25 protein-coding genes, 1 other RNA gene and 1 pseudogene are annotated in these 26,086 nt (G+C 60.7%); 18 read left to right on the top strand and 9 right to left on the bottom strand.

Features of this window, described 5'->3' with window-relative positions; translation table 11 throughout:
* Positions 1 to 59: 59 nt before the first annotated feature.
* Positions 60 to 881 carry an isocitrate lyase/PEP mutase family protein gene (locus AC0L8G_RS04030; protein ID WP_473387013.1) on the bottom strand — a complete coding sequence of 274 codons (822 nt, stop codon included), beginning with the start codon at positions 879 to 881 and terminating at the stop codon, positions 60 to 62.
* Between the two features lie 402 nt (positions 882 to 1,283).
* Between AC0L8G_RS04030 and AC0L8G_RS04025 the strand changes: the two genes are divergently transcribed.
* The 3 genes from AC0L8G_RS04025 to AC0L8G_RS04015 are packed head-to-tail and all read left to right on the top strand — an operon-like array spanning position 1,284 to position 5,561.
* Positions 1,284 to 2,063 carry an efflux RND transporter periplasmic adaptor subunit gene (locus AC0L8G_RS04025; protein ID WP_473387011.1) on the top strand — a complete coding sequence of 260 codons (780 nt, stop codon included), beginning with the start codon at positions 1,284 to 1,286 and terminating at the stop codon, positions 2,061 to 2,063.
* Positions 2,003 to 2,440 carry an efflux RND transporter periplasmic adaptor subunit gene (locus tag AC0L8G_RS04020; RefSeq protein ID WP_473388793.1) on the top strand — a complete coding sequence of 146 codons (438 nt, stop codon included), beginning with the start codon at positions 2,003 to 2,005 and terminating at the stop codon, positions 2,438 to 2,440. The genes AC0L8G_RS04025 and AC0L8G_RS04020 overlap by 61 nt, the downstream gene beginning before the upstream one ends.
* A gap of 4 nt (positions 2,441 to 2,444) precedes the next feature.
* Positions 2,445 to 5,561, top strand: a complete 3,117-nt coding sequence (locus AC0L8G_RS04015) for an efflux RND transporter permease subunit (RefSeq protein ID WP_473387009.1) — start codon at positions 2,445 to 2,447, stop codon at positions 5,559 to 5,561.
* Between the two features lie 6 nt (positions 5,562 to 5,567).
* Here the strand turns inward: AC0L8G_RS04015 and AC0L8G_RS04010 are convergent, their stop codons facing one another.
* Positions 5,568 to 7,400: a M61 family metallopeptidase gene (locus AC0L8G_RS04010; RefSeq protein WP_473387007.1), complete on the bottom strand. Its 1,833-nt coding sequence runs from the start codon at positions 7,398 to 7,400 to the stop codon at positions 5,568 to 5,570.
* A 132-nt stretch (positions 7,401 to 7,532) separates the two neighbouring features.
* Here AC0L8G_RS04010 and rsmD point away from each other — a divergent pair, with 132 nt between their 5' ends.
* The 7 genes from rsmD to AC0L8G_RS03975 all read left to right on the top strand — a co-directional run bounded on the left by rsmD (position 7,533) and on the right by AC0L8G_RS03975 (position 12,758).
* The gene (rsmD, locus tag AC0L8G_RS04005; RefSeq protein ID WP_473387005.1) at positions 7,533 to 8,096 is read left to right on the top strand and encodes a 16S rRNA (guanine(966)-N(2))-methyltransferase RsmD; all 564 of its coding nucleotides are present in this window, start codon (positions 7,533 to 7,535) and stop codon (positions 8,094 to 8,096) included.
* Between the two features lie 118 nt (positions 8,097 to 8,214).
* Positions 8,215 to 8,508, top strand: coding sequence for an XrtV sorting system accessory protein (locus tag AC0L8G_RS04000; protein WP_473387003.1), 294 nt, complete (start codon positions 8,215 to 8,217; stop codon positions 8,506 to 8,508).
* A 34-nt stretch (positions 8,509 to 8,542) separates the two neighbouring features.
* A non-coding RNA gene (gene ssrS, locus AC0L8G_RS03995) (6S RNA) lies at positions 8,543 to 8,700 on the top strand.
* Positions 8,701 to 8,778: 78 nt separating this feature from the next.
* Positions 8,779 to 9,258 carry a 5-formyltetrahydrofolate cyclo-ligase gene (locus AC0L8G_RS03990; protein WP_473387002.1) on the top strand — a complete coding sequence of 160 codons (480 nt, stop codon included), beginning with the start codon at positions 8,779 to 8,781 and terminating at the stop codon, positions 9,256 to 9,258.
* 108 nt (positions 9,259 to 9,366) lie between these two features.
* Positions 9,367 to 10,179: a TIGR00282 family metallophosphoesterase gene (locus AC0L8G_RS03985; protein WP_473387000.1), complete on the top strand. Its 813-nt coding sequence runs from the start codon at positions 9,367 to 9,369 to the stop codon at positions 10,177 to 10,179.
* A gap of 22 nt (positions 10,180 to 10,201) precedes the next feature.
* Positions 10,202 to 11,641: an MBOAT family O-acyltransferase gene (locus tag AC0L8G_RS03980; protein ID WP_473386999.1), complete on the top strand. Its 1,440-nt coding sequence runs from the start codon at positions 10,202 to 10,204 to the stop codon at positions 11,639 to 11,641.
* 1 nt (position 11,642) lies between these two features.
* Complete coding sequence (locus tag AC0L8G_RS03975; protein WP_473386997.1) at positions 11,643 to 12,758, top strand: alginate O-acetyltransferase AlgX-related protein; 1,116 nt, start codon at positions 11,643 to 11,645, stop codon at positions 12,756 to 12,758.
* On the opposite strand, the gene AC0L8G_RS03970 is transcribed toward AC0L8G_RS03975, so the two are convergent.
* Positions 12,755 to 14,710 (bottom strand): serine hydrolase domain-containing protein, encoded by a 1,956-nt coding sequence (locus AC0L8G_RS03970; RefSeq protein WP_473386994.1) that lies wholly within the window; start codon positions 14,708 to 14,710, stop codon positions 12,755 to 12,757. The two genes, AC0L8G_RS03975 and AC0L8G_RS03970, sit on opposite strands and share 4 nt — an antisense overlap.
* Before the next feature lie 92 nt (positions 14,711 to 14,802).
* Complete coding sequence (locus tag AC0L8G_RS03965) at positions 14,803 to 15,063, bottom strand: YjhX family toxin (RefSeq protein WP_473386991.1); 261 nt, start codon at positions 15,061 to 15,063, stop codon at positions 14,803 to 14,805.
* A gap of 260 nt (positions 15,064 to 15,323) precedes the next feature.
* Here AC0L8G_RS03965 and AC0L8G_RS03960 point away from each other — a divergent pair, with 260 nt between their 5' ends.
* The 3 genes from AC0L8G_RS03960 to AC0L8G_RS03950 all read left to right on the top strand — a co-directional run bounded on the left by AC0L8G_RS03960 (position 15,324) and on the right by AC0L8G_RS03950 (position 19,660).
* Positions 15,324 to 16,493, top strand: a complete 1,170-nt coding sequence (locus tag AC0L8G_RS03960; protein WP_473386989.1) for a hypothetical protein — start codon at positions 15,324 to 15,326, stop codon at positions 16,491 to 16,493.
* A 137-nt stretch (positions 16,494 to 16,630) separates the two neighbouring features.
* Positions 16,631 to 17,809 carry a CaiB/BaiF CoA transferase family protein gene (locus AC0L8G_RS03955; protein WP_473386986.1) on the top strand — a complete coding sequence of 393 codons (1,179 nt, stop codon included), beginning with the start codon at positions 16,631 to 16,633 and terminating at the stop codon, positions 17,807 to 17,809.
* Positions 17,810 to 18,145: 336 nt separating this feature from the next.
* Complete coding sequence (locus AC0L8G_RS03950) at positions 18,146 to 19,660, top strand: PhoX family protein (protein WP_473386983.1); 1,515 nt, start codon at positions 18,146 to 18,148, stop codon at positions 19,658 to 19,660.
* Between the two features lie 99 nt (positions 19,661 to 19,759).
* On the opposite strand, the gene AC0L8G_RS03945 is transcribed toward AC0L8G_RS03950, so the two are convergent.
* The 3 genes from AC0L8G_RS03945 to AC0L8G_RS03935 all read right to left on the bottom strand — a co-directional run bounded on the left by AC0L8G_RS03945 (position 19,760) and on the right by AC0L8G_RS03935 (position 21,615).
* Positions 19,760 to 20,269: a hypothetical protein gene (locus AC0L8G_RS03945; protein WP_473386981.1), complete on the bottom strand. Its 510-nt coding sequence runs from the start codon at positions 20,267 to 20,269 to the stop codon at positions 19,760 to 19,762.
* Between the two features lie 29 nt (positions 20,270 to 20,298).
* A complete protein-coding gene (locus tag AC0L8G_RS03940) occupies positions 20,299 to 20,808 on the bottom strand; it encodes a hypothetical protein (RefSeq protein WP_473386979.1) in 510 nt (169 codons plus the stop codon).
* A 171-nt stretch (positions 20,809 to 20,979) separates the two neighbouring features.
* Positions 20,980 to 21,615, bottom strand: a complete 636-nt coding sequence (locus AC0L8G_RS03935; protein ID WP_473386978.1) for a hypothetical protein — start codon at positions 21,613 to 21,615, stop codon at positions 20,980 to 20,982.
* 125 nt (positions 21,616 to 21,740) lie between these two features.
* Here AC0L8G_RS03935 and AC0L8G_RS03930 point away from each other — a divergent pair, with 125 nt between their 5' ends.
* The 4 genes from AC0L8G_RS03930 (at position 21,741) to AC0L8G_RS03915 (ending at position 24,401) form a co-directional block, all read left to right on the top strand.
* Positions 21,741 to 22,616, top strand: a complete 876-nt coding sequence (locus AC0L8G_RS03930; RefSeq protein ID WP_473386977.1) for a LysR family transcriptional regulator — start codon at positions 21,741 to 21,743, stop codon at positions 22,614 to 22,616.
* A 150-nt stretch (positions 22,617 to 22,766) separates the two neighbouring features.
* The gene (locus AC0L8G_RS03925; RefSeq protein ID WP_473386975.1) at positions 22,767 to 23,132 is read left to right on the top strand and encodes a PadR family transcriptional regulator; all 366 of its coding nucleotides are present in this window, start codon (positions 22,767 to 22,769) and stop codon (positions 23,130 to 23,132) included.
* Positions 23,125 to 23,724, top strand: a complete 600-nt coding sequence (locus tag AC0L8G_RS03920; RefSeq protein WP_473386973.1) for a hypothetical protein — start codon at positions 23,125 to 23,127, stop codon at positions 23,722 to 23,724. The genes AC0L8G_RS03925 and AC0L8G_RS03920 overlap by 8 nt, the downstream gene beginning before the upstream one ends.
* Positions 23,721 to 24,401: a CPBP family intramembrane glutamic endopeptidase gene (locus AC0L8G_RS03915; protein WP_473386972.1), complete on the top strand. Its 681-nt coding sequence runs from the start codon at positions 23,721 to 23,723 to the stop codon at positions 24,399 to 24,401. Before AC0L8G_RS03920 ends, AC0L8G_RS03915 begins: the two co-directional genes overlap by 4 nt.
* 10 nt (positions 24,402 to 24,411) lie before the next feature.
* On the opposite strand, the gene AC0L8G_RS03910 is transcribed toward AC0L8G_RS03915, so the two are convergent.
* A complete protein-coding gene (locus AC0L8G_RS03910; RefSeq protein WP_473386970.1) occupies positions 24,412 to 24,960 on the bottom strand; it encodes an SDR family NAD(P)-dependent oxidoreductase in 549 nt (182 codons plus the stop codon).
* A complete protein-coding gene (locus AC0L8G_RS03905) occupies positions 24,960 to 25,178 on the bottom strand; it encodes an SDR family NAD(P)-dependent oxidoreductase (protein WP_473386968.1) in 219 nt (72 codons plus the stop codon). Before AC0L8G_RS03905 ends, AC0L8G_RS03910 begins: the two co-directional genes overlap by 1 nt.
* Before the next feature lie 82 nt (positions 25,179 to 25,260).
* On the opposite strand from AC0L8G_RS03905, the pseudogene AC0L8G_RS03900 reads away from it, so the two are divergent.
* Positions 25,261 to 26,005 (top strand): annotated as a pseudogene (locus AC0L8G_RS03900) (YebC/PmpR family DNA-binding transcriptional regulator).
* Positions 26,006 to 26,086 lie beyond the last annotated feature (81 nt).

Here is a 26,086-nt window from a genome sequence, read left to right as displayed (position 1 = left end):
GGGCGAAAGGGTGTCTCACAGGACTGTGCGAAACGCGCCTTGCGCTGGTTGCAAAAAGGTCACCCTTTCAAAAACGGCGCGATCTTTTTTGCACCGCCGCGATTGGCGCCGAGCATGTTGAAATGGCCTTGCGTCAACATTTCTTCTGCGGCTGCGAGCGTCGCATAAGCCTGCCAGGCGAGGCCGCCGCCAATCGACAGCCGGGCGGCGCCGGCTTCGGCGAAATCGCTGACCGTGTGTTCCGCCAGTCCGCCAAGGATCAACACATTCACCGGCTTTGCGACATTGCCGCAAAGCGTGCGCACCGCCGCCATGTCGGGAAGCCCCGGCGCATAGAGCACATCCGCGCCCGCATCCGCGAAGGCATTGAGGCGCGCGATCACCCGGCCCAGATCGCCGACGCCATAGAGAAACGCCTCGGCCCGCGCGGTCAAAACGAAATCCCGCCCGCTTGCATCGCGCGCCGCCGCTGCGGCTTCGATGCGCGCAAGCGCCAGCCCGTCATCCTCGATCACCGGGCTTTGCTTGTCGCCGGTGGAATCCTCAATCGACCCGCCCGCAAGATCGGTTTCACAGGCGAGGCGAATGGTCTGCGCCGCATCTTCCGGTGTCAGACCAAAGCCGTTTTCAAGATCGGCGTTGACGGGAATTTCCACCGCGCGCGCAATCACATCGCCATGGGTCAATGCCTGCTCGCGGGTGACGCCGTAATCCTTGCGCCCCAGCGTCATCGCAAAGCCGGAGCTGGTGGTGGCCAGCGCGGCGAAACCCAGCCCTTCGAGCATGCGGGCCGAGCCCGCGTCCCAGGGGTTCGGGATGACGAAGGGCGATCCCGGCTGGTGCAGGTCGCGAAAATTTCGGACTTTTTCGGCGATGGTCATAAGCTCTCCCGGTCATCACGATTCAACCTAGCGCCGCCGCCGATCTCCACACACCCGTTTTTTGCGCTCGCCATCCGCTTGCGGGCGTGGCGCAGGGGCGGCGCCGGTTCACATCGACGTGAGCGCGCAATTTTTGCCGCGCGGGATTGGCGCATCCCCCGTCAGCCGGGTAGAAACATTAGTAATATCGGGGAAATGGCTGGGAGACGGGGGCTTTGTGAGATATCGACAGCACAGCAGGCGCCGGCTTGCGGCGCCCGAACCGCCGCCGAAACGCCTCTGGGGCCGAAATCTCAATTTATCCGGCCCATCTGCGACGGATTGTAAGGGTTCGTACGTTACTTTCTATTAGGGCTATCGACTTCAAGGCCGTCCGGGCGGTCATTCTGGAGATATTCGACGATGAAATTGCCTGGCTCGCTGGCTGCAGGCGCATTGATTGGCCTCGTTATCGGCGCGGCGGCGACCGCGCTTGTCTTGAATACGCGCGCCCCTGCGCCGGACGCCTCCATGGCCGGTTCCGGCGGACCGGGCGGCGGGCGCGGCGGCTTCGCCCCGGCGGTCACCATGGTCACCGCCGAGAAGGCTTCCGTCGGCAGGACCCTCGACGTCATCGGCGAAGGACGCGCCCTGAAAAGCGTGGCCCTCACCTCCGAAGCGACAGGCCTTGTCGTCGAGGTGAATATCGCGCCGGGCAAGAAAGTTTCCGAAGGCGATCTGCTGTTGCGCCTCGACGACCGCGAACAGCGCATCGCGCTTGATCGCGCCCGCTCACAATATCCGATCGCCAAGGCCAATGCCGAACGCTACGCCGATCTTGAAGAGACCGAAGCCGCATCAGCGCTTGAAGCGGAAGCCGCCTTCAACAATTTCAAAGTCATCGAAGCGGATATGCGCGCGGCGGAATTCGCCATTCAACAACGCGCCATTCGCGCGCCTTTTGACGGCGTCATCGGCCTCACCGAGATCGAGGCGGGCGATTATCTGCGCGCCGGCGACATGGTCACGACGCTGGACGACACCTCTTCCATCGTTATTGAATTCGCCATCCCGCAAGAAGCTGTCCGCAATGTGGAGATCGGCCAGACGGTGACCGCGAGACTCGCCTCGGGCGGCGACGCATCTTTGAAGGCGCCATCACCGGCATTGACAGCCGCGTCGACGCCGATACGCGCACCCTGAAAATCGAAGCCTCCTTCGCCAATGAGGACGCCGCTTTATTGCCGGGCGCGATCTTTTCCATTTCCACAACCAGCCGCGGCGAACCCGCCATCTCTATTCCCGGCCTCGCCGTACAATGGGATCGCTCTGGCCCATTCGTCTGGAAACGCAGCGCACAAGGCGCGGCGGAACCAGCCCGCGTGACCATCCTTCAGCGCACGGATGATGTCGTGCTGGTCGCCGGCGCGGTCGAACCCGGCGACCTCATCGTCTGGGAAGGCGCGGACCGGGTGCGCGAAGGCGCGCCCTTACCGGGCCTTACGGGCCAACATCTAGAGCAATCAAGCGCCGCCGACGGGACCGCCTCCGGCCCCGGAGCCGCCGGCGGAAGCGAATAGCCCCGTGACCAAAGACACCGACTCGACGGCGACCGGCGGTTTTATCGGGGTCTTTATTCAGCGCCCCATTCTCGCGGCGGTGATCAGCCTGTTGATCGTGATCGCCGGCCTCGCGGCGATGATGGGCGTCGATGTTCGCGAATTGCCGGATGTGGATCAGCCGGTGGTGTCCATTCGCACGGACTATCGCGGCGCGGCGCCGGAAACCATGGACGCGGAAGTGACCTCGGTGATCGAAAGCGCGGTCGCGCAAATCGACGGCGTCCGCATGATCTCCTCCTCCTCGGAATTCGCCGAAAGCCGGGTGACGGCGGAGTTTTCATCCAAGGTCGACATCAATATCGCCGCGACGGATGTGAAAAACGCGATCTCCGGCATTCGCAACGAACTGCCTGAAGACATCGAAGAACCAAGAGTGGTCAAGGCCGACCCGGATTCCTCGCCGATCATGCGCCTGTCGATTTCCGCAACGGATGTGGAATCCGGCGCCCTCGCCGATCTCGTTGACGATGTGATCCTGCCTCGCCTGCAAGCAGTCGAAGGCGTCGCTCAGGCGGAATCCTTTGGCGTGCGCAACCGCGTCATCCGTGTCCGGATCATTCCGGTTTCCCTCGCCGCGCGCGGCTTCACCGTCGAAGACGTAACCCGCCTCGTCTCCACCGCCGCCCAAAGCGCGCCCAGCGGACGCCTTCGCACAGCCTCGCAGCAATTGCTGATCCGCGCTGAATCCCCGGCGAAGACGCCGGAACAGATCGCCGCCTTGCGGCTAGACGACGAGACCCGGCTTTCCGATGTGGCGATTGTCGAATGGGGGCTGGCGGATTTGAACCGCAATGCGCGCGTCAATCGCGCGCCCGGCATCGCCATCGGCATTATCCGCCAGGCCCAGTCGAACACAGTCGCGGTCGCCGAAGGGGTCAGGGCCGCCGTCGCCGAACTCAACAACAGCCTGCCGCCGAATGTGCGCGTCGAAGTCATGATCGACGACTCGATTTTCATCGCCGAGGCGATCCGCGAAGTCGTTCGCAGTCTTGTTCTCGCCACTGGCGCCGTGGTCTTCGTCATCTTTTTATTCTTGCGCTCCATTCGCGCGACGCTCATCCCCGCCGTTACGATTCCGGTGTCGCTGATGGGCACCATCGCAGCGATGTGGCTCGCGGGATTTTCCGTCAACATCATCACCCTGCTGGCGCTGGTCATGGCGGCCGGCCTTGTGGTCGACGATTCCATCGTGGTGACGGAGAATATTCAACGCTGGCGCGGCATGGGCGCGGGCAAGCGCGCCGCCGCCGTGCTCGGCACCAGAGAGATCGTCTTCGCCGTGCTCGCCACCACCGCAACGCTGGTCGCGGTGTTCATTCCAATCTCGTTCCTGCCCGGACAGGCGGGCAAGCTGTTTTCCGAATTCGGCTTCGTCCTCGCCTTCGCCGTGATCGCATCTTCTTTTGTGGCGCTGACCTTATGCCCGGTGCTGACCGTCAGGCTCGGCCGCGAATTTCGCGAGGAGATGGCGGCGGATGCAGACGACATACAACGCATGCGCGACAAACCGGCTGGCCCGCTCGCGGCGATTTACGGACCGGCGGTGCGCTTTTGCCTGAACCGCCCGGCGGTCGCTATTGTGGTGGCGCTGATATTCGCGGCGGGGTCTTTCACCGCCTTGAACCTGACGCCGAAAGAACTGACGCCCAATGAAGATCGCGGCCGGGTGTTTTTGCGTCTCGCGGCGCAGGACGGCGCGAGCTTTGAATATCTCGACCGCAAAATTCTGGAAGTGGAGACAAGACTGCAACCGCTCGTCGATAGCGGCGATCTGGAAGTCATCACCACCAGCACCAGCACTGACTGGTCTTTTGCGCTGATCAGCCTGCCCGACTGGAGCGACCGGACAAAGTCGCAACAGGAGATCGAAGCGGAAATCCGCCGCCTGACCAGCGACCTTGCCGGCATCACCGTCAATATAGGCGGCAGCAATTCTCTCGGCATTCGCGGCGGCGGCCAGGGCCTCCAATTCGCGGTTGTCGGCGACGATTACGCGGCGGCGGCGGACACCGCCGAAAAGATCGCCGAACAATTGCAGCAAAGCCCGGCTTTCGCCGATGCGAGGCTCAACTTTCAAACCACCCAGCCGCAAGTCAGCGTCGAGATCGACCGCGAGTCCGCCGCCTCGCTCGGGATTTCCATCAGCGCGATCACCACCACCATTCAGGCGATGGCGGATGAAATCCGCGCTGCGGAATTATTTGTCGGCGATGACATCATCGAAGTGCTGGTCTCTTCGGGCGGCGAGCCGGTGAATGATCCAACCGATCTCGCCAATCTTTATGTCCGCTCATCGGCCGGCGGCTTCGTGCCGCTGTCGTCGGTCGCCAGCATCAGCGAAATCGCCGTCGCCGCCGATCTGCGCCGGGAGCAACGCCGCCGCGCCGTGCCCGTCACCGCGCCGCTCGCCGATGGCGTGCGCATTGGCGAAGCTGTCCGGCAATTGCGCCTGATTGCGCCGGGATCGCTTGAAGGCGCGCAATCCATCACGCTTCTCGGCGAAGCGCGCATCCTTGAAGAAACCAACAGATCGACCTTTCTGGTCTTCGGCTTCGCCGCGATCATTGTGTTCCTCGTTCTGGCCGCGCAATTTGAAAGCTTCGTCAGCTCCATCATCATCATGGTGACCGTGCCCTTCGGCCTCGCCGCCGCGATCTATGCGATCTTCTTTACCGGCGGGTCGATCAACTATTTCAGCCAGATCGGGCTTGTGCTGTTGATCGGGGTCATGGCGAAGAACGGTATTTTGATCGTCGAATTCGCCAATCAACTCCGCGACCGCGGCATGAGCGTGCGGGACGCCATCGAATCCGCCGCCATGACGCGCTTGCGTCCGGTCTTGATGACCGCAATGTCGACCTTGCTGGCGAGCGTGCCGCTGATTTTGGGCAGCGGCGCCGGATCGGAAGCGCGCGCGGCGCTGGGCTGGGTGATTTTCGGCGGACTTGGCTTCGCCACCTTCTTCACCTTGTTCCTGACGCCGGTATCCTTCCTGCTCTTCGCCAAGCTTTCCAAGCCGCGCGCCGCCGAGGGCGCGAAGGTCGAAGAGGAACTGACGAAAGCGGCATTGCTGCGCTAGCGCAGATTATTCGCCGGCGGCTTGCTGCTCAACCTTCAGCCAGCTTTTGCGAAATGCTTTTTGCGCCTCGCTTAAGGTCATGTCCGCCTCTTCATAGGGCGTGAGCTTCAGCGTTTCGTCTGCGGCGAATACAATCTCGGAGGTCTTCACCGCGCCGCGCTGTTCATAGTCGATTTTCACGCGATCGCCGGGCGCATGACGTTTCAGCGCTTTCTCCCAATCTTTTTCGCTGTCGATCTTGAACCGGCCGACGCGCAAAACCTCGTCGCCGCGCTCAAGCCCCGCCGCATAGAGCGGACTGCCAATCACGGTTCCCGAGAAAAGGATCAGCGCATCGCCGTTTTCTTCAAAACTCACCTTGCCGAGGCTCGCCTTGTCAGGATCAGCAGCTTCCAGCTTTAATCCCGCCTGCGCGAAAAGCGGCGCCAGATCCGGCAAAGCGCCGTCTTCGATATAGGCGGCGAAGAACGCGTCAGCAAAAGCCGCATCGCCCGTAACCGAAGCAAGCGCATCTTTCAAAGACTGGTGCGTGTATGGCTTTTCGCTCTCGCCATGCTTGCGCCAGAGATGGCGCATGTAATCGTCAAGCGTCACGCCGCCGAATTTTTCGCGCAAGGTGAGGTCGAGCGCCAGCCCGATCACTTCGCCATAAGGGTAATAGGAGACAAAAACATTCCCCCGGTTGTTTGGGTCAACCGCCTTCGCCGCATCGACGAAAGGCGCCTGGAGGCTCATCGATTGCGGCGAACCGAAAGCCCGGCCCGGCGCGGGAACAACATAATTCAGCGCCCCGGCGAGGTTTTCCAGATAGTCATCAAGCGCCCAGACGCCGGACCGGATCAGCGCGATGTCGCCAACATAATTGGTGAAGCCTTCCGCGAACCACAGGCTGGGCGTCGGGTTCGCCTGAAGAAAATCAAACGGCTCAAGCTCGGCGGGCCGCAAGCGCTCCACATTCCAGCTATGAAAAAACTCGTGCGAGAGCGTGCCGATCTGCGCAAACTCCGCCTCATAAAGGCCTTTTGCATTGGTCAGAATGGTGGAGTTGCGGTGCTCCATGCCGTCGCCGGCGACATAGGGAAGATAGTCGGCGATGAACGTGTATTCGCCATAGTCGAATTCCGGCGCGCCGCCCATGATCGCAATCTGTTCGGCGACGACTTTTTTCGCCTGGCTCGCGAACTTATCCATGTCGTCAGCATTGCCGGCGTGATGTATCGCCAGGCGCACGGTCTGACCGTCTTCAAGCTTCCATTCGCGTAAATCGAAGGCGCTCAGCTCCGTCGGCGAGTCGAGGAAATATTGCAGATCCGGCGCGGTGAAATTCATCTTGCCGCGGGCGCGCGGCAATTGCGTCGCCGCCTTCCAGCTTTTGTCCGGCGCGGCGAACGAAACCGTAATCGCCCGGTCCTCCAGCCCCTCAGCCCAGATGAAGGTCGCAGGCATGTTCAAATGCGCATGGGCGCCGTTGATCTGGCTATAGGTGCCGTCCGCATGGTCGGCATAGAGCGTATAGGTGACGACGACCGCGCCATCATGGCCCGCAACGCGCCATGAATAAGGGTCGGCGCGCTCAACGGTCAGCGGCGCGCCGGCGCTGTCCGTCGCGCTCACCGCATACACATTTTTGGCGAATTCATGCAGCGCATAGCGGCCGGGCGAAGAGCGCGACATCCGCAATCGGAGCGGCGCATCACCAAGATCGCGAAACGTCGCGGTAATCTCGGCCTCATGGTGAACCGCATTGTCGAAGGAGACGGCGTATTCCACCGGCGCCTGCGCCAGCGCCGCAGAACTCAGCGCGAACAGACCCGCCCCCAGAAGAAATGATGTTTTCACCCGCCGCCCCTCGCAACCATGCATGCCTTACCGGTAACCGCTAAACGCGATGCGCGCAAATGTCCGTCGCCTCGCTCGCCGCATGCTGATAAGACGAACGCCGCAAAGGATCAGAGCAACACCAAAACCGGCATGCGCATCATCGGCGGAACATTCAGCGGCAGACGCATCCTCGCGCCCAAGGGTTTGACCTCGCGGCCGACGACGGACCGCACCCGCGAATCCTTGTTCAACATCCTGGCGTCGCGCGAGGATGTCGAGTTTGACGGCGCGCGCATTATCGATCTCTTCGCCGGCTCCGGTGCGCTCGGCTTCGAAGCGATGTCGCGCGGCGGCGCCTGGTGCTTGTTTGTGGAAACCGATGCGGGCGCGCGCGGCGCCATTCGCGACAACGCCGAAGCCTTGTCGCTATTCGGCGTGACGCGCATCCACCGCCGCTCGGCGACGGATCTCGGCGTCAAACCCGCCGGCGTCGGCCCGGTGTTCAATCTCGCCTTTCTCGACCCGCCCTATCGCAAGGATTTGTGCGCGCCGGCGCTCGCCTCGCTGCATATAGGCGGCTGGCTCAAACCCGGCGCCGTCGCCATTGTCGAGCAGGCGAAATACGAAGCGCCCGCGCTCGCCGAAGGTTTCGTCGAGGACGACCGGCGCGTCTATGGCGACACGCAAATCGGAATTTATCGGTATACGGGCTAATCTGCGGCATTCGCCGGCGCGCCGCCATGATTTGTTAACCATGCCTTTTTTTCGGTTAAAGGCGGCTTAACCTCACTCTCCTAGATTGCGGTCCGCTTGAAGGTGTTAGGGGAGTGACATGTTCACTATTTTTGACGTTTATTCGCTGGCGTTGCTGCTGGTTTCCATGGGCCTGTTCGTCAAGCGCTACATGATCCAGGATCCGCCGGTCTATCCATATCTGATTATCGCCTGCACTTGCCTTGTGGCGAACTGGCTGGGCGAGGCTGGCGGCGGCATTTTCGCGCTCGGGCTTCTGATCGCCGCGTCGTTCTCTTTTCTTGGATGCCTGCTCTATCCGAGCTGGCGCTCCATGGCGACCGAGGACACCAAGCAAGCCGACGCCAAGCGTCGTGAAAAGGCCGCAAGCTAGTCCCTTTACGAAGACCCTTCGGGCGCCTATTTTAACGAGGCTGCCCGGCCCGTCAGGACGATATTCCCCGGGGCCTTATCTCTTCTATCGGGAGCTGTCTCTGGTTTGGGCCGTGGCCCTTCTCATGCGGCGCCCACCTGTACCTTAGGGTCCAGGGCGAACAACATGTCCAACGGCCAGGGCGGCGCATTATTTTCAGACGACGCATGAGACCCCCATGCTGCCGCCAATCGCATCCGCTTTCGATCCGAAAAACTCCTGCGCGAGCGCATGAAAGGCGAACGGCGCGCCGCCGCGAAGGCGCGCCCGGACGCGGGCGTGCATGCGGCCGCCAATTTCATGCGCGCCATCGCCCCCGCGAAAGGCGCCGTCGTCTCCCTGTATTTTCCCATGCGCGATGAACTCGACACCGAGCCCCTTGCGGCGGCGCTGATCGAGGCCGGGGCGCGGGTCGCCCTGCCCGTTGTTGCGAAAAAGAAATCTCCGCTTTTGTTCCGCGCCTATGCGCCCGGAGACGATCTCGTTCCCGGCTCCTATGGCGAACTGATCCCGGCGGACACCGCGCCCGAAGTCACCCCGGAGATTATGGTCATCCCGCTGCTCGCCTTTAACCGCGACGGCGGCCGGCTCGGCTATGGCGGCGGTTACTATGACCGGACCCTTGAAGGGCTGCGCAAGACCGGCGCGCCGGTCGCGGTCGGCTACGCCTTTGGCGCGCAGGAAGTTGACGCGCTGCCCCTCTCCCCCTAGACCAGCCGCTGGACTGGATCGTCACCGAGCGCGGCGCGATCCGCTGCTGAGCCCGCCGGAGCAATTTCCGGCCATGGCGAGTGCGGCCACAGGAAATAGAGGCGAGTTTTGCGGATAGCGGTTTTCGGCGATGTCATGGGCAGGAGCGGCCGCAATGCGCTGCTCGACCGGTTGCCGGGCCTGAAGAAAAAACTCGCGCTCGATTTCATCATCGTCAATGTGGAGAATTCCGCCGGCGGCTTCGGCGTCACCGGGGATATCGCCGAGGCGTTTCTGGAAACCGGCGCCGATGTCCTGACCACCGGCAATCACGCCTTTGACCAGCGCGAGGAAATCGACCTTTATGATCGCGAGGACCGGATCTTGCGCCCGCTCAATTTCGCGCCCAACAATCCCGGTCGCGGCAGCGGCATGTTCGAGGCGAGAAACGGCGCCAGCATTCTGGTGGTGCATGCGCAAGGTCAGATCGGCATGCATCCCTGCGACGATCCCTTTGCAGCGGTAGACCGCGAGCTGGCCGGGGCCGTGCTCGGCAAGGATGTCGACGCGGTGATCGTTGATTTTCACGCCGAGGCGACATCGGAAAAATGCGCCATGGGGCATTTCCTTGACGGGCGCGCCAGCCTTGTGGTCGGCACCCACACCCATATTCCGACTGCGGATGACCAGATCCTGCCGCGCGGCACCGGCTACATCACCGATCTCGGCATGTGCGGCGATTATGACAGCATTATCGGCATGGAGAAATCCGAGCCCCTGCGCCGCTTCGTCACCAAGATGAATGGCGGGCGCTTCTCCCCGGCAAATGGCGAGGCGACTATTTGCGGCGTGATGATCGAGACCGATCCGGGCACGGGGCTTGCCAAATCCATCGAACCCATTCGAGTTGACGGACGCTTGCGCCGGGCCATGCCGGTCTGACGGGCCTTAAGCCGGGGCGGAAATGACCTTCAGCTCGATTCCGTTTCTGTTTTATTTTCTGCCGCTCTTTCTGGTTCTTTATGCGGCGATCCCGGCGAAGAATGTGACCCTTCTCGCGGCGAGCCTGATCTTTTACGCCTGGGGCGAGCCGGTTCATATTGCGTTTTTGCTGGTCTCGCTTTGCGCCAATCATTTTCTGGCGCGCGCCATCGCAACGGCGAAATCCAATCGCCTGTTGTTCTTCGCCATTGCGCTCAATCTCGCGGGCCTCGCCTGGTTTAAATATGCAGGCCTCGCCGTCACGACTATCGCGGGCGCGTTTGGCGGCTCCATTGGCGGCCACATCGGCGGCGAGGCGGGCGAATTCCAGCCGCATCTGCCGCTCGGGATTTCGTTCTACACCTTTCAGGCGATCAGCCTGCTGATCGATGTCCGCCGCAAGGACGCAGAGGCGCCGAAACGCTTCGTCGACACGGCGCTTTACATCTCGATGTTCCCGCAGCTCATTGCGGGCCCGATCGTGCGCTACAAGGAAATCGAGGCGCAGTTGCAATCGCGCACCCACAGCGCTGACAAATTCGCCAGCGGCGCGAAATTGTTCATTCTCGGGCTGGCGCAAAAAGTCCTGATCGCCAATTCCGTCGCCAGCGTGGCGGACGCCGCGTTCAATGCGCCGGGCGAAGGCGCCCTGACCATGGCCGCCGCATGGCTCGGCCTCGCCGCCTATAGCCTGCAAATCTATTTCGACTTCGCCGGCTATTCGAATATGGCCATCGGCATGGGCCGGATGTTCGGCTTTGAGCTGCCGCGCAATTTCAACTTCCCCTATGCGGCGCAATCGGTGACCGAGTTCTGGCGGCGCTGGCACATGACCCTGTCGCGCTGGTTCCGCGACTATCTTTACATTCCCCTTGGCGGCAATCGATTGAGCGCGGCGAAAACCTATCGCAATTTGTGGATTGTGTTTTTGCTTTGCGGGCTCTGGCACGGCGCCGCCTGGACCTTTGTGTTCTGGGGCGCATGGCATGGCGCATTCTTGATCATGGAGCGGGCCTTTCTGACGCGCATGCTGGAAAAGGCCGCGCGGCCCCTTCGCCATATTTATCTGTTGCTCGCGGTCGCGCTGGGCTGGGCGCCGTTCCGGGCGGAAAGCTTTGCCGGCGCCTTTGACTATTATGCGGCGCTGTTCGGCCAGAGCGCCGGCGATTATGCAATTGCGGTGCGCGACATTGCGCCGGAAGGGTTCGCCAATGTGCTGATCCCCGGCGTCATCATCGCGCTGTGGCCGTTGTCGCAAGAGGTTTTCACAAATCTTCGCAAGCGCCTGCCGCAGATGTCCATGCGCACGCCGGAAGGGCTCACCTTCGCCCTCACGCAAGGCGCTCTGGCGCTGTTGTTCATCGCCTGTGCGGCGATGCTCGCCGGCGGCGCCTATAATCCTTTCATCTATTTCCGGTTTTAAGATGGCGCGCAAACACATCACAAAAAGCCGGATCGCCGTCGCGCTGTTTCTTGCGCTGTTGTTCCTGCCGCTTTGCGCGCAGATATTGTCCGGCTCCGCCAGCGTCAGCGCGCTTGAACGCCGCGTCCTCGCGCCCTTTCCCTCCATGAGCGAGGCGATCGCGGCGCCGGTGCAAACACCGGCGAAAATTTCGCGCTGGATGGAGGATCATTTTGGCCTGCGCGGCGCGCTCACCAGGCTCTATACAAAACTGATCGACGAGTTTGAGCTCGCCAATGCGCGCTTTGCGGTGCGCGGCGATGATGGCTGGCTGTTCCTATCTATTGATCGCGCCCTCGCCTCTCATCAGGGACTAAATCCCTTCGGGCCGGGCGAAGCGGAGCAATGGCTGCAAGGCGCCGCAAAACTCAAAGCCGCCGCCTGCGGCAAGCCTGTCGTCTTTCTCGTCGCGCCGGACAAACATACGATCTATACAGAATATCTGAGCCGCTATCCGCGATTGAGCGAGCGCCCGACGCGGCTCGAAACCCTTGCGGTGCTGGCGCCGGAGGCGGGCCTTGCCTTTGCGGCGCCGGTCGACGCGCTGCGAGAGGCCAAACAGGCCGGTCTGCCTTATTATCGCGTCGACAGCCACTGGACGTTGCGCGGCGCCTATGAGGGCTATCGCGCCGCGATCGACTTGCTGGCGCAACAAGGCCTCGATATTGCGCCCTTGCCCCTCACGCAGCTTGAGCAGTTCGGCGAAAGGCCAAGCCCGAACGATCTCTACGGCTTGTTAGGGGTGGAAAACCCCGAGCCCGACATGATCCCGCGCTGGCGGATAAAGGGCGCGGCAAAAATCTTACGCACCGAGCCGCTTCCCGCCTATGACTGGCAAGGGGTGGAAGCCAAGCGCTGGATCAGCGACCGGCAAGACGCGCCGCGCCTGCTGGTGTTCGGGGATTCGTTTTTCGGCGGCATGCAGCCTTTTCTGAGCTCAAGCTTTTCCAGCGTCACTTTTCTTCATCATCGCTCCGGCGCAACGCCCCTAAGCGCGCTCGCCGCATGCGATTATGACGCCGTCCTCTACGAAACGGTGGAGCGGCTCTTGTCCAGCGGGCTCGATGTTGCGCCCTAGGCGGTGACGGAGAAGATCACTTTCCAGATCACAAGCATCGCCGCGAACCAGACCAGGGCCAGTGCGAACAACGTATGATGCGCCTTGCGCCAGATCCGCCATCCCGACGCGCGCCATGCCGGCCACAGGCTGATGACCCCGGCGGCCGCCGCAGCGAACACCGCAAGCCCGGCCAGACGCAAGGCCGATATGGACGCCGTCGGATAAGACAGCATGATCGACGGGCCGGACTGCATCATCGTCGCCATCACTGCGGCGAACGTCCCGGCCAGAGCGAAGACAAGCAACGACGCGACCAGCGCGCCAGCGCCCAGCAATGCGCCCGTCCGGCTCTGGGCGACGGCGCGCCCCTGGCGCCGCCAAGCGCCGATAAGCATGGTGGCGGCGAAGAACAACGCGGCCCCGAAAGCGATAAACAACAGTGAGGAATCGCTGGTGAAACTCACCTTGTCCAGCGAGTGAACGCCCGACCCGTTGGTGAAATGGGTGACATGGCCCTTTTCGTTCCGCCCGAAAACGACGCGATCGCCGTGACGGTCTTCAAAAGTATCGGCGGCGCCTATGACCGGCGCATAGTGATAGGCCTGTCCGCCCCCGGATAATGTGAGACCGCCCTTCGCCGGCGCGACCGTCACTTCCTGTCCTGCGGAAAAGATTTTTTCAAACTGCGAAAAAGACCGCCGGTTGTTCAGATATTTCCCCGCAAAAGCCGAAGCCTTGTCGGCGAACGCCGCATCGTCTTCGGCCATCTCCGCCGGGCGATCGAGCAAATGATCAACCACCAGCCAGGGCAAATCGCTGACCAGCGTGCGGTCATTGCCGGTGCTTTGCGACACGAACACGCCAATGCCCAAATCCGGGAACATGGTCATGTCGGTATAATAAGCCGCCGTGGCGCCGCCATGACCGAAACTCATCACCCCGCGATAGGGCCGCGTCATAAAACCATGGGCGAGATCGGCGCCGCCGGGACGATCGTCAAAGGCGCGCGTCCACATCAGATCGTGCGTGTCTGAGCGCAACAGCCGCACCCCGTCATGTTCGCCGCCTCCCAGATGCAGCAACATCCACTGCGCCATATCGCTCGCCGTCGACGCCATGGCGCCCGCCGGGGCGTAAGCGCCGATCTCCATAAACGCTTCGGCCTCGTATGCGCCGCCTTTCAGCGCATAGCCTTTCGCCAGTTCCGCGCGCGCGGCGTCATCCATCAGCGCCGGACCTTTCAGCGTGGTGTGCGTCATGGCCAGCGGCGCCAGAATTTCATCGCGCAGAAACTGTTCATAGGAAACGCCGGATACATCCTCGACGATCTTCGCGCCCAGCGCCGCGCCCCAATTGGAATAGGATGTGCGCGCGCCCGGCGCATAGACCCGCTTGGGCATATGTTCGGCCAAGGCGTCGGTCAGGGAAATGGAATCATCATCGCGCAGCGTGAACACCGCAAATGTGTCTTCAAACCCGGCGCGATGCGCCATCAGGTCATTGACCGTGACCGGCGCGTCGAACGCCTCCGGCAATTGCAGCCCCTTGAGATAACGGTTCACATCTTCATCGAGATCGATGAGCCCGCGCTCCTGCAACATCATCACCGCAGTCCAGATAAATGCCTTGGAGACCGATCCGATGCGAAAGCGCGTGTCATAGCCGCTCGCCGCCGCACCCGTTTCAACATCGGAAACGCCATAGGCCTTGGCGAACAGGACGCGCCCGTCCTTGACCACGCTCACAGAGATCGCCGGCGCATCATGTTCGCGCATATGGGCGGCGACGACGCCGTCAACATAGGCCTCAAGCACCGCCTCTTCGCGGGTCGGCTCGAACGGCATCAGCTCCACAAAGTCCACCGGCGTCGATGGGGCCGCATCGGGCGGCGGAATTTGCGCGCTGGCTGGCGCAACCAATAAGGATATGGCGGCGGCGAATGCAGTGGCGGCGAGCGTGGAAAGGCGCATTGTCTGAACTCCCTGAACCGGTGGAAGCCTATCAGACAATGCGCGCTTCCCAAACGCTTCACGCACCTAATCGCCAACGCACGGCTTGCGCCTCAGGCGCGATTATCCAGCTGCGCCCGCACGCAACGCCGCCCCAGCAGCGTCGCCCGATAAGGCCCGCCATTAGAGGACGCGATCAGGCGCCGCCGTTTCAGCCGCTTGAAAACCGCCAGCGTGCAGTCCTCAAGCGTCCAGCCCTCGCGGGTGGCGCAATGAATATCGACGATTTTTCCCTTTTCGTCTTTTTCACAGATAATGCCCCCGCCGCGCGCGAGCACATGGAGCGTTTTTTGCTCCGCTTTCGAAATGTTCATGGGTGGAAAGTCCGAGATAGAAACTAAACCGGACGCATGGACGGACCATCCGCATTAACGCGGATCATCTTCTTTTCATGCGCCGCTCAAAGCGGTTTAGCGGGTGACAATCTCGGACATAGTTCCTCTGATGCGGCGCATTCTAGCGTCAGCGCTATGCAAGGCAAGACCGGACCTTATCGATGCGTATGAAGCTGCGTCGCATGGACCTCGGGAAAAAGCCGTATATGGTTCACGTCAAGGTCAGTTGGAACAACTCCATGACTGGAACGAAGGGCGCTCAGATTTTGAAACTGTTTTTTTGGCTCGCGTTGATTTTACTCCCCGCTCAGATGGCGCACGCTCAATCTATTCGTGACGGCATCAGCTTTTACACCCTGGAGGATGTGAGGAATGGAACGGTTGAGAAGTGCCCGTTAATTCCCGGCGAAATCGGCATAAAGATCTATCATCAAAAAAACGGGACGCCTCCGCTTTCCGAGGCTGAATATCGAACCCTCGCCGGAGACGCTGAATTTTTTGCGCTTCAGGGCGATCATCAATTCTACAGCCGCAAGACAAATGGAATTGTCCCGATGATGGAGGCCTTTGTCATTCTGCTGGGATACGACCTCACTGATCCCACAATCTACCAAAACCCGGACTTCCTGGCGAAACTGCAAAGTTTCACCCCCGACAAAATGCCGGGCGATATTCCTGTTCTTTGCGGCGACGGAGAAATTGAAAGAACCACAGCTATCCGGGAGGCGAGAGAACGCGCGGAACGCGAAGCGGCGCGCGCTGAATATGAGAAAAATTGCAAGCTGTGCAAATTGCCGGGCGGGCATTATCTGGAAGCAATCTACGCTGGTGACTTTAAAACTCAGGACAAGCTGGCGAAAAATTACCTCTACCAGGTCGCCGCCATGGGCGGCAGCGACGCCATGGCGATTGGCGTGTTGATCAACAGCCTCGGAGGGCAGGGAAATAACTTCACCTATCTCGAAGATGTCATCGGTTATTATATGCTGGCGACATCGCGCAAGTGGAACGGCAATCCGAAATGTTACCCGTCGGGCGCGCATAAGGTGACGTTCACCACAACCTATCCAGATCAGGTTTATGAAACGATTGGCGGCGTTTATCTGGGCCGCGACGACGGCTACACCAACACAACGGCTTATTCCGTTGCACCTGTTTTGAAAGCCGCTTGCGATAAAATCTGCAACAAAAATGGCGGAATCCTGCTGACCGCGCGGCTGGCGCAGGGCTCCAGTGAAAAAATGGCGGCGCTGGAAGTTTATAAAGGCGTCGATCAAATGCTGGCGCAACATTCTTGCGAAAGCGAGGTTGTAAAGCAGTTTGAGAATAATCTCGCGGCCTTGTGGGATGAGGAAAAAAGCCAGCCCGCAAATGTGAGGCGAAACACGATTAGCGGCTATTTTGACTGAGCACGCTAGCGCAATGAAAAACCCGCGCCGCAACGCCTTTAAGGGTCCGTATAGAGAATAAAAACAGCCGTGCCGACATTAGGTGATGATGACAGGAGAGCGCAAATGAGCGAACAACCGCGCGGACCGCTTTCGGGGTGCGCATTCTTGACCTGACGCGCGTGCTCGCCGGGCCTTATTGCACCACCCTGCTCTGGGAGCTTGGCGCGGATGTGCTGAAAATCGAAATGCCCGGCCATGGCGACGACACCCGCGCCTTTCCGCCATTTCAAAATGGCGAAAGCGTTTATTTCGCCAGCATCAATCGCGGCAAGCGTTCGCTGGCGCTCAATCTGAAAGAAGCCGAAGACCGCAAGGTCTTTGAAGCATTGCTCGAACGTTCCGACGTGCTGGTGGAGAATTTCCGTCCCGGGACCATGGAGCGTCTCGGCTATGGCTATGAGGCGGTGAAAGAAAAATTTCCCGATGTCATTTACGCGGCGATTTCGGGCTTCGGCAATACCGGGCCGTATCGCGACCTTCCCGCTTACGATCTGATCGTGCAGTCGCTGGGCGGGATGATTTCCGTCAACGGGCAGGAAGGATCAAACGGCGTGCGGCTCGGGATTTCGCTCGCCGATCTCGCGGCGGGAACATTCGCCAGCCTGGCGATTTCCTCCGCGCTTTATGAACGCCGCGCATCAGGCAAAGGCCGTTATATCGACATCGCCATGCTCGACGTGCAGACCATGTTGCTGGAAAGCGCGCTGGTGCGCCAGTTCGCCACCGGCGAGTCGCAGACACCGACAGGCTCGCGCCATCCGGTGATCACGCCGTTCGATGTGTTTCAGGCCAAGGACGGACCGATCGCAGTCGCTTGCGCCAATGATCATCTCTTCAACGAGTTATGCGATGCGATTGGGGCGCCGGCGCTGAAAGCCGACCCGCATTACGAAACGCTGTTCGCGCGCTTCGCCAATCATCAGGCGCTCAAGGGCGAGCTGGAAAAAGTGCTGGCCGCTGACAGCGTCGCCGGATGGGTTGAAAAGCTGCGCCCCCTCGGCATTCCTGTGGCGCCGATCCACACCATGGCGGATGTGGTCAACGATCCGCAATTAAAAGCGCGCGAAATGTTTGTCGAAGTCGACGACCCGGAAATGGGCAAGCTGAAAATGGCGGGCAGCGCCTTTAAAATTTCCGGTTATGAACAATCGCCGACGCGCCCGCCCGCGCCCAATCTCGACGAAGCGCGCGCCGATGTTCTCAAGGAATTGTCGCTGCCGACGGAAAAACCCCGCAAGCGCGTGAAGCAATCGGAAAAAACGCCGATCTGGTAAGAGCTTGCGGGCGTTGCATAAGCCATGACCGCCGCACCCTCTCCGAACCGGTGGGGGATAATTGTCACCAAGGCGTAATCAATCTGAGACATTGATGTCAGAAAATCGCCCTAGGGTTGCGCCATCATCCGGGTAAGGATGATTTTGAGAAACTGTCTTGAAACCGTCGCCCGCCCGTAACGGGGAGGGCGATACATCATGTCGTCGCGATCTTGGGGCAGCGCACGGCCGTCATGTCATTTCCGTTTTCAGTTGAGCGCCTTTCCGGCCGGATGCACTGCGCCGCAATTCCTGAAGTCTGCACTCCCTGCAGCCTGCAAACCGAGGATTCCGCCAATGTCAGAACACCTTAAGGACGAGCCGTCCTTCGACCGCCGCAATCTGTTAAAGGGCGCATCGGTCGCCGGCGCCGCCGGCCTCGCCTTCTCCGCGCTGTCATCCGCTCACGCCCATGGCTATGGCAAACATCGCCGCCCCTTCTCGCCCGATTACGGCCCGCTGGAACCGAAAGAAGACCTTGTCACCGGCTTGAAACTGCTCTCCCTGCCGGAGGGTTTTGAATATATGAGCTTCGGCTGGACCGGTCAGTTGATGGATGACGGGCGCCCGACCCCGACCGACCATGACGGCATGGCGGTTGTCGCCAAGCACGGCCACCACATCGCTATGGTGCGCAATCACGAACTCTCCGCCGGCGAGAGCACGCAGTGCCAGGTGCCCGGCGGCATGTACAATCCGAATGAGTTTGGCGGCACGACCAATCTCGTTTTCGATCTTCGCCGCGGCCGGTTTGAACGCTCTTACACCAGCCTTGGCGGCACCATCCGCAATTGCGCAGGCGGACGCACGCCGTGGAACTCGTGGATCTCCTGCGAAGAAACCTTCCATGACTGGAACAATCGCAGCGATGGGTTCAATCACGGTTATATTTTCGATGTGCCGGGCTTTGGAACCAGCACTGGCGAACCGATCAAAGCTGCGGGCCGCTTTTCGCATGAAGCGGTCGCCGTCGATCCATGGACCGGCGTTGTCTATGAAACCGAAGACGCCGGCTCTTCCGCCTTCTATAAATATGTGCAGCCGGGCGCCTATGACCCATCCTGCGGCTATGGCCGCGGCAAAGCCTATGGTCATGGTCACAGCTTTAGTCATGGCCGCGACCGGTTCGGCTGGGGCGGCTGGCGCCAGCGCGGCCCCTTGCGCGATGGCGGCGAACTTTTCGCCATGGTCGTCGAAGGCGAGTCCCGCAAGGATCTCCGCCTCGGCTACACGGCGGGCGACACTTTCAAAGTGACCTGGCAGAAAGTCGAAGACCCGGAAGGCGTCGAAGGCCGCGCCTTCGATTCAGCCCCCGATGCGGCGATCATCGCCCGCGGCGAAGGCTGCTGGGAAGATGGCGGCAAAATCTATTTCGTCTCCACCAGCGGCGGCGCCGCCGGCCTTGGCCAGGTCTGGGTTTACGACCCGCGCCAGGAAACAGTGGCGCTGGTTTATGAATCCGCCAACGCCGAAGATGTGGACGGGCCGGACAATATCGCCATCAGCCCGCGCGGCGGCATCATTCTTTGCGAAGATGGCGGCTCCAATCCGAAGCGGATGATCGGCCTGACCACAAAGGGCGACATCTTCCCCTTCGCGGAAAACATCATCGATCTGAAGGAAGGCGATATCGACATCATCAACGCCTATTTCCCGGGGACCGCCGCGAATTTCTGGGACAATCCGGTGGGCAATTATTCGAGCCGGGAATGGTGCGGCGCGACGTTTTACGATGACTGGCTGTTCGCCAATGTGCAGTCGCCGGGCGTCACCTTCGCCATTCGCGGGCCGTGGCGCAAAGGCGCGCTTTAAGACGAAGCAGGGGGAAGTTAGTTCAGTAAAGAGTAGCGTAGCGGGGACCGGTTTGCGCCGGTCCCCTTTTCTTGTCGCCGGAACAGGCGCGGGCGCGATCTAGTTCGCGTCGCCGCTCGCGGCGATCACCTGGCGCATCATGTTTTCATGCAGGAGACGCTGCTGGGTTTTTTCTGCATCCAGCAATTGCCGCTGATCGGCGGCGTTCAAAAATTCCAGAAAATCTTCCAGCGCCTCGGTCGGGTCGCCATAGCGGCGCGCCATCACAAGCTGGTCCTGCGTCTGTGCGATCAAATTAACGCGCTGGTTCCCGTCATAGTCTCCGCCCATCATCTCCGACAGATGGGAGCGAAACGCTGCGCCGCGCGACGACAACATCAGCAAGTCCTGATCGAAAGGATGCCCGGCCTCGTGCAGCTCCTCGACCATCTGGTCGATTTCCAGCGGCGAAATATTTTGCAGATCGTAATTCGCAAAGACGGCCGCGACCGGATCGCTGTCCGCGCGCTCCATTTCCTCAAGAAAATCGGCGCCGCCTGCGCGCTCAGTTGAGGACTTCGTTTGAAGCGCAGCGATCGCAGCGCCGGAAAAGGTGTTTGAAACCTGCATGACAATGCTCCCCTTGACCCAATTGCCGATTAAGCCGCGCCGTCCTGCACCACATGGCGCATGATGTTTTCGTAAACGCTGTCGCGACGCGCCGTGGCACCGGAAGAGGCGGCGCTCTCATCATATTTGTTCAAGAACCCAAGAAGCCGCTCTAGAAACTCGGTCGGACCGCCATATTGGCGCGCTTGCGTGAGCTTGTCTTTTGTCGACTGAATGAGATTCACCGGTTCCGCCGGGTCAAAATTCCGGTCGGCGAATTTGCCGGCATGGGCCTGAAACTCCGCGCCCTGCGTTCTCAAAATCATCAGCTCCGTGGTGAACGGATAGCCGGAATCGGTCAGGCCATCTGCGAGTTGGTCGATCTCCTGCGGCGTGATGTTTTGAAGATCGTATTTCCCCATAACGCCGGCATAGGGATCTTGAACGGCGCCGGTCTGTTTTGCTTGCATGGCCGAGTGTGTGGCCGACTGTGCGGTCGATGGCGCGGTCGGATGCGCGGCGTGGGCGCCGGCATAAGCGGTGAGATTAGAAACGTGCACGGATAAGTCCCCCCAACGGAAAAATGGAAAAATCGATTTTTCATCAATTTAGCGGGGGTTGGTTAAAATTTTATCAGGGAGGCCGATGCGCGGCGCGCAAAAATCACCGCCGCGGAGAGAGGCCCTGACTTTCATCAAGGCCCCTGCTCCGCGGCGGGCCGCCATGAAGCGTTAGTTCATGTCTTCAAAGTCGACCGGCTCAACAATGGCCGGCTCAACCACGAGCGGCTGTGCGGGGGCGGCGATCTGCGCCACATAGGCGGGGTGGCTCTCGGCTTCCGCGCGGCGCATTTTATCCCGGCCGGAGGCGATCGCCTCATTGCCGGTGCGGACAGCCGACTGGCCATTCGCGATGTCGAGCTGCGCATCTTGCAGTTTCGCGTCAGCTTTCTCGACGCGCTCATAGGCGCCTTTCCAGTCATCAGCGGCTTTCTTCAGCGCTTTGATTTCCGTCTCGACAGCGGCAGGGGTCGCCGCGCCGCCAAAGCCGGCGACAAGGCGTGTATAGGCCGCGCGCTGCTCGTCAGAAATCATGGTGGCTTTGGTGAGTTTTTCGCTCGCCTTGCGCTCGTCTTTCTGACCTTTGCGGATCAGCTTTTCGCCATCCTCAATCTGCGCCAGACCGGTCATTTCCTGACGGCGGCCATCGACCCAAAGCGCGGACAGCTCATTCGCATTGTCCACCTGGCTGGCGGTGATGGCGAGCGGCGCGACAATGTCTTTCGGCTTGCCGGCCTGGGCGCCCGTGGCGCTCAGCGAGGTCAGGGCCAAAATCGCGGCGGCGGTCAAAAACATTCCTTTTTTCATGGCGTAATCCTTTCATGCGGTGCGGGGTGAAGTCCCGCTCACTCATAGATCGGATATTGCCATCAATTTTACAAACGAATATAATTGCAGGATAATATCGGAAATGCCAAATTATAGGATTCCCCATGGACATCACCACCGCCAAGACTTTCCTCGCCGTCATTGAAGGCGGTAATTTCGTCGCCGCCGCCCGCCGGGTGCATGTCACCCAGTCGACGGTGAGCGCCCGGATCAAGTCGCTGGAGGACCAGCTCGGCAAGACCTTGTTCATCCGCACCAAGGCGAGCTGTGAACTGACCCCCGCCGGCCATCAGTTCCACCGCTATGCGCGCTCCATGGTGCGGGTGTGGGAGGAAGCCAAACATCAGGTCGCGGTGCCGGAAGGCTTTGAAGACACGCTGATCGTCGGCGGCCAATACAGCCTGTGGAACCGCCTGCTGTTATGGTGGGTCCCGGCGTTTCGCGAGGCGGCGCCCGCTGTGGCGTTGCGCTGCGAGATCGGCATGCCGCAAAGGCTGATGCGCGAAATGGCGGAAGGGGTGATGGACCTCGCCGTCATCTATCAGCCCGAACACCGCCCCGGCATGGTGGTGCGCGAATTGCTGGAAGACCGGCTGGTGCTGGTCACCACCGACCCCTCCATTCCGTATAAGGATAATTACATCTATGCGGATTGGGGCGAAGGGTTTCGCGCCATGCATGCGGCGGCCCATCCCGATCTTGTCACCCCGGCGCTGACACTTGATCTCGGCGCGCTTGGCATCAACATGTTGTTGAACAATGGCGGCGCGGCGTATTTCCCTGAACGCATCGTGCAGCCGCATCTTGAAAACAAGATGCTGTTCCAGATCGAAGACGCGCCGGATTTTCCCTATCCGGCCTATGTGGTCTATCAGGAAGACTTCGCCGCCCCGGCGGTGATGGAAAAAGCCATGGATACGCTGTTCAAGATTGCCGACCAGTCGCTTAAAGGCGCGCTGCCGAAGCCATTCTGGGTGTAGGCGTTACCGCACATAACTCGCGCCGTTAATGTCGAAAGTCGCGCCGGTCGCCGACGGGCATGCGCCCGAGGCGCAGAACACGATCATCACTCCTCAGTCTTTCGCACCAAGTATCTTGCATAACTAGATACTCTGTTATACTAGTTACCTATGGCGCACCCAAATCGCGAAAAAGTCCTGGCGAACTGGAACTCTCAGGCCCGCAAAGGCGTGCTGGAGCTGATCGTCATGACGGCTCTCTCAAAGCGGGAATATTATGGTTATGAGCTCGTGGAATACATAATCCGACACTCGCAAGCTGAGCTAAGCGACGGCACGCTTTACGCGATCCTGACACGCCTCAAAGGCGACGGACTGGTGCGTACAAGATTGGCGGCTGCGCAAAAGGGCCCGGCGCGAAAATATTATTCGCTAACGTCGGAAGGCAAAGCCGTGCTCACCGCCATGGAGACGATGTGGGCGGACGTTATACGCAGCGTTCGCGCAATCCAGCGGGATGGAGGCGATCATGTTTAAGGATCCGGAGGCGCGGCGCGCATGGCGCCGCTTCAGATTGCGCGCGGAAATCATGCTGGGAGCGGTTTCGCCGAAAGTGCGGCGGGAGTTGATCGACGAGCTGGCCATGCATGTGCGTGAAATCGTCGAGCATACATCCGAAGGAGGAGAAGCCGACCGGGTAAACGCCGCTCTTGCCCGGGTTGGCGACCCGATGGATTTCCTGACGCCGCTTGTGGGTGACGCAGTTCTGCGCCAACCGCATCAAAATGTCGGCGCGGCGCAGGCCTGGCGGGTTGTGTTCGCCGCCGCCGCCCATGGCTCGGCAATGGCCGCAAATGCTGCATGGATCGCAGTGATGGCGTTCGTCGCAAGCATGATGTTTCTGGTTTCGCTTGGATCGCTGGTCAGGCCGGAAAACATCGGATTGTTTTTGATTGGCCCAGACGACTACCAGCTTCGTTTGCTTGGCGGAGACGGCGGAACGCCGGTTTTCGCCCCATGGTTGGGCCTCGTATTGCTTTGCGCAGGACTCTTCATCGGGCGCATTGCATTGCAAGGCGCCCGTCGCCTCACGCTGAAAATTTTAGCCATGGGAACAACCGGCAAATGACGGACGCGAAAAAAAACACCCCCGCACGACCGCTATTCGCTTTCGAACTCATCGCCTTCGCGCTCGTGTTCTGGGCCGACAGCGCCGGCTATATACCCCTGTCGAAAACGCCGGTGCTGTTTCTCATCGCCTGGGCGTCATTGCGATTACGCGGTCAAAATTGGCGAACCGCCGGTTTTTCTTTTGACCGCCGCTGGCTCGGCTTATTGCTCATTGGCGTCGTCGCGGGAGCAGCCTTTTGGTCACTGGAGTTTTTCATCGAAAACCCTGCGCTCTATAAGTTAACCGGCGCGTATCCTGATCTTCATGACTTCGACGATCTTGTCGGCAATCTTGCTTTTTTGGCGATCATCCTGGTTCTCAACCTGATCCTGGCCGCGCTCGGTGAAGAGCTTGTCTGGCGCGGATATGCCTTGCCGCGCATTGCGGAGATATTCGGCAGTTCCATTTGGGCGTGGGTTTTCGCCTTGTTCGCCGTAAACGCGGCATTTGGACTTGCCCATCTCTATCAAGGCGAAGCCGGCATTATTCAGACAACCATACAGGGCCTTTTGCTGGGCGTTCTTTTTCTTGTCACCGGCCGCAATCTACTGGCGCCGATAGCCGCGCATTTCACTGCCAACACATGCGACTTCGTCACGATGTATCTCGGGCTCTATCCCGGCGTCGGGGCATGACGGTGATGGCTCACCGCACATAGCTCGCGCCGTTAATGTCGAAGGTGGCGCCGGTCGCCGACGGGCATGCGCCCGAGGCGCAGAACACGATCATCGCCGCGACCTCTTCCGGCGCGGCGACGCGGCCCAGCGGAATATCCTTGATCGCGAGCTTGCGGTTTTCAATGTCCTGCGGCGCCATCCTCGTTTCGACCCAGCCCGGCGCGATGGCGTAGAAAAGAATATTCTCGCCCGCGAGCGCCCGCGCAAAAGTTTTGGTCATGGCGAGCACCGCGCCTTTCGACGCTGCATAGGCGGCGTGGTCCGGCCCGTCGCCGCGATGGCCCGCCCGGCTCGCCACATTGACGACGACGCCTCTGATCGGGCCGCCGTCCGTCTCGCAGAAATGCGCCACCGCTGCGCGGCAAATATCCGCCGGGGCCTGCACATTGACCGCCATGGTCGTCGCCCAGCCATCGGTCCACGCCGCCTCATCGCCGGCAAGCGGCGACGGGAGATAGACCCCGGCATTGTTGACCACCGCATCGATGCGCCCCGCCAGACCGACCGCTGCCGCCATCAGCCGCCCCCGGCGCCCGGCGCCGACAGATCCTCGTAAAGCAGCTCGCCGGAGGCGCTGGCGGCCGCTTGGTCCGCCGCCTCGCTGGGGGCTGAGGCATGGAGGATGACCCGCGCCCCGGCCCGGCGGGACGCCAGGGCCGTCGCCGCGCCGATCCCCCGGGACGCGCCCGTCACCAGCACCGTTTTGCCCGCCAAACTACCGACCAGATCGCTCATAAAACCCTCCGCACTTGAATTTTCGCCAGCCCTCGGCATAAACAGCGCAAAATCAACCTTTTTTACCGCAACGAGGACTCCCATGGCCGGGCATAGCAAATGGGCGAACATTCAGCACCGCAAAGGGCGCCAAGACGCCAAGCGCTCGAAGATGTTCTCCAAACTGTCGAAAGAGATCACCGTCGCGGCGAAAATGGGCGCGCCTGACCCGGACTTTAACCCGCGCCTGCGCCTCGCCATTCAGGCCGCCAAGGCCCAGTCCATGCCCAAGGACAATATCGACCGGGCGGTCAAGAAATCCACCGCCGACGAGATCCAATTTCGAAGAGATCCGCTATGAGGGCTTCGGCCCCGCCGGCATTGGCGTCATCGTCGAGGCGCTGACCGACAACCGCAACCGCGCAGCGAGCGAGGTGCGCTCAATCTTCGCGAAGAATGGCGGCAATCTGGGCGAGACCGGCTCGGTCTCCTTCATGTTCGACCTGATGGGCTATATCGAATATCCCGCCGACAAGGGGTCGGAAGACGACATGCTCGAAGCCGCCATCGAAGCCGGCGCCGATGATGTTCAGTCGTCGGAAGAGACGCATGAAATCTATTGCGCCTTCGACCAGCTCGCGGAAGTCAGCGCCGCGCTGGAAAAAACATTTGGCGAGGCGTCTTCGGTCAAGCCGGTCTGGCGTCCGCAAAACACCATCGAGATCGAAGGCGACAAGGCGGCGACGCTGATGAAGCTGATCGAAACCCTTGATGACTGTGATGACGTTCAAAATGTCTACGCCAATTTCGAAATCTCCGACGAAGAGATGGAGCGCCTCGCCGGTTAAGCCCGAGGCGTCTTCCGGCCTGCTGAGGCAGACCGACAAATTAGCGCGACGAACCGACTGGCCTTTATCCGAAACCCGGCT

It is taken from the genome of Hyphococcus sp. D3-15, from assembly GCF_055809375.1.
The sequence above is the reverse complement of the archived record's forward strand: the minus strand, read 5'-3'. Positions and strand labels throughout refer to the sequence as shown.

Excerpts from the sequence above, each read along its gene's own strand:
- AC0L8G_RS04030 (WP_473387013.1), bottom strand. The coding sequence starts at position 881 with ATGACCATCGCCGAAAAAGTCCGAAATTTTCGCGACCTGCACCAGCCG.
- AC0L8G_RS04025 (WP_473387011.1), top strand. The coding sequence starts at position 1,284 with ATGAAATTGCCTGGCTCGCTGGCTGCAGGCGCATTGATTGGCCTCGTT.
- rsmD (WP_473387005.1), top strand. The coding sequence starts at position 7,533 with ATGCGCATCATCGGCGGAACATTCAGCGGCAGACGCATCCTCGCGCCC.
- AC0L8G_RS04000 (WP_473387003.1), top strand. The coding sequence starts at position 8,215 with ATGTTCACTATTTTTGACGTTTATTCGCTGGCGTTGCTGCTGGTTTCC.
- AC0L8G_RS03990 (WP_473387002.1), top strand. The coding sequence starts at position 8,779 with ATGAAAGGCGAACGGCGCGCCGCCGCGAAGGCGCGCCCGGACGCGGGC.
- AC0L8G_RS03980 (WP_473386999.1), top strand. The coding sequence starts at position 10,202 with ATGACCTTCAGCTCGATTCCGTTTCTGTTTTATTTTCTGCCGCTCTTT.
- AC0L8G_RS03975 (WP_473386997.1), top strand. The coding sequence starts at position 11,643 with ATGGCGCGCAAACACATCACAAAAAGCCGGATCGCCGTCGCGCTGTTT.
- AC0L8G_RS03970 (WP_473386994.1), bottom strand. The coding sequence starts at position 14,710 with ATGCGCCTTTCCACGCTCGCCGCCACTGCATTCGCCGCCGCCATATCC.
- AC0L8G_RS03965 (WP_473386991.1), bottom strand. The coding sequence starts at position 15,063 with ATGAACATTTCGAAAGCGGAGCAAAAAACGCTCCATGTGCTCGCGCGC.
- AC0L8G_RS03960 (WP_473386989.1), top strand. The coding sequence starts at position 15,324 with ATGACTGGAACGAAGGGCGCTCAGATTTTGAAACTGTTTTTTTGGCTC.
- AC0L8G_RS03950 (WP_473386983.1), top strand. The coding sequence starts at position 18,146 with ATGTCAGAACACCTTAAGGACGAGCCGTCCTTCGACCGCCGCAATCTG.
- AC0L8G_RS03945 (WP_473386981.1), bottom strand. The coding sequence starts at position 20,269 with ATGCAGGTTTCAAACACCTTTTCCGGCGCTGCGATCGCTGCGCTTCAA.
- AC0L8G_RS03935 (WP_473386978.1), bottom strand. The coding sequence starts at position 21,615 with ATGAAAAAAGGAATGTTTTTGACCGCCGCCGCGATTTTGGCCCTGACC.
- AC0L8G_RS03930 (WP_473386977.1), top strand. The coding sequence starts at position 21,741 with ATGGACATCACCACCGCCAAGACTTTCCTCGCCGTCATTGAAGGCGGT.
- AC0L8G_RS03925 (WP_473386975.1), top strand. The coding sequence starts at position 22,767 with ATGGCGCACCCAAATCGCGAAAAAGTCCTGGCGAACTGGAACTCTCAG.
- AC0L8G_RS03920 (WP_473386973.1), top strand. The coding sequence starts at position 23,125 with ATGTTTAAGGATCCGGAGGCGCGGCGCGCATGGCGCCGCTTCAGATTG.
- AC0L8G_RS03915 (WP_473386972.1), top strand. The coding sequence starts at position 23,721 with ATGACGGACGCGAAAAAAAACACCCCCGCACGACCGCTATTCGCTTTC.
- AC0L8G_RS03910 (WP_473386970.1), bottom strand. The coding sequence starts at position 24,960 with ATGGCGGCAGCGGTCGGTCTGGCGGGGCGCATCGATGCGGTGGTCAAC.
- AC0L8G_RS03905 (WP_473386968.1), bottom strand. The coding sequence starts at position 25,178 with ATGAGCGATCTGGTCGGTAGTTTGGCGGGCAAAACGGTGCTGGTGACG.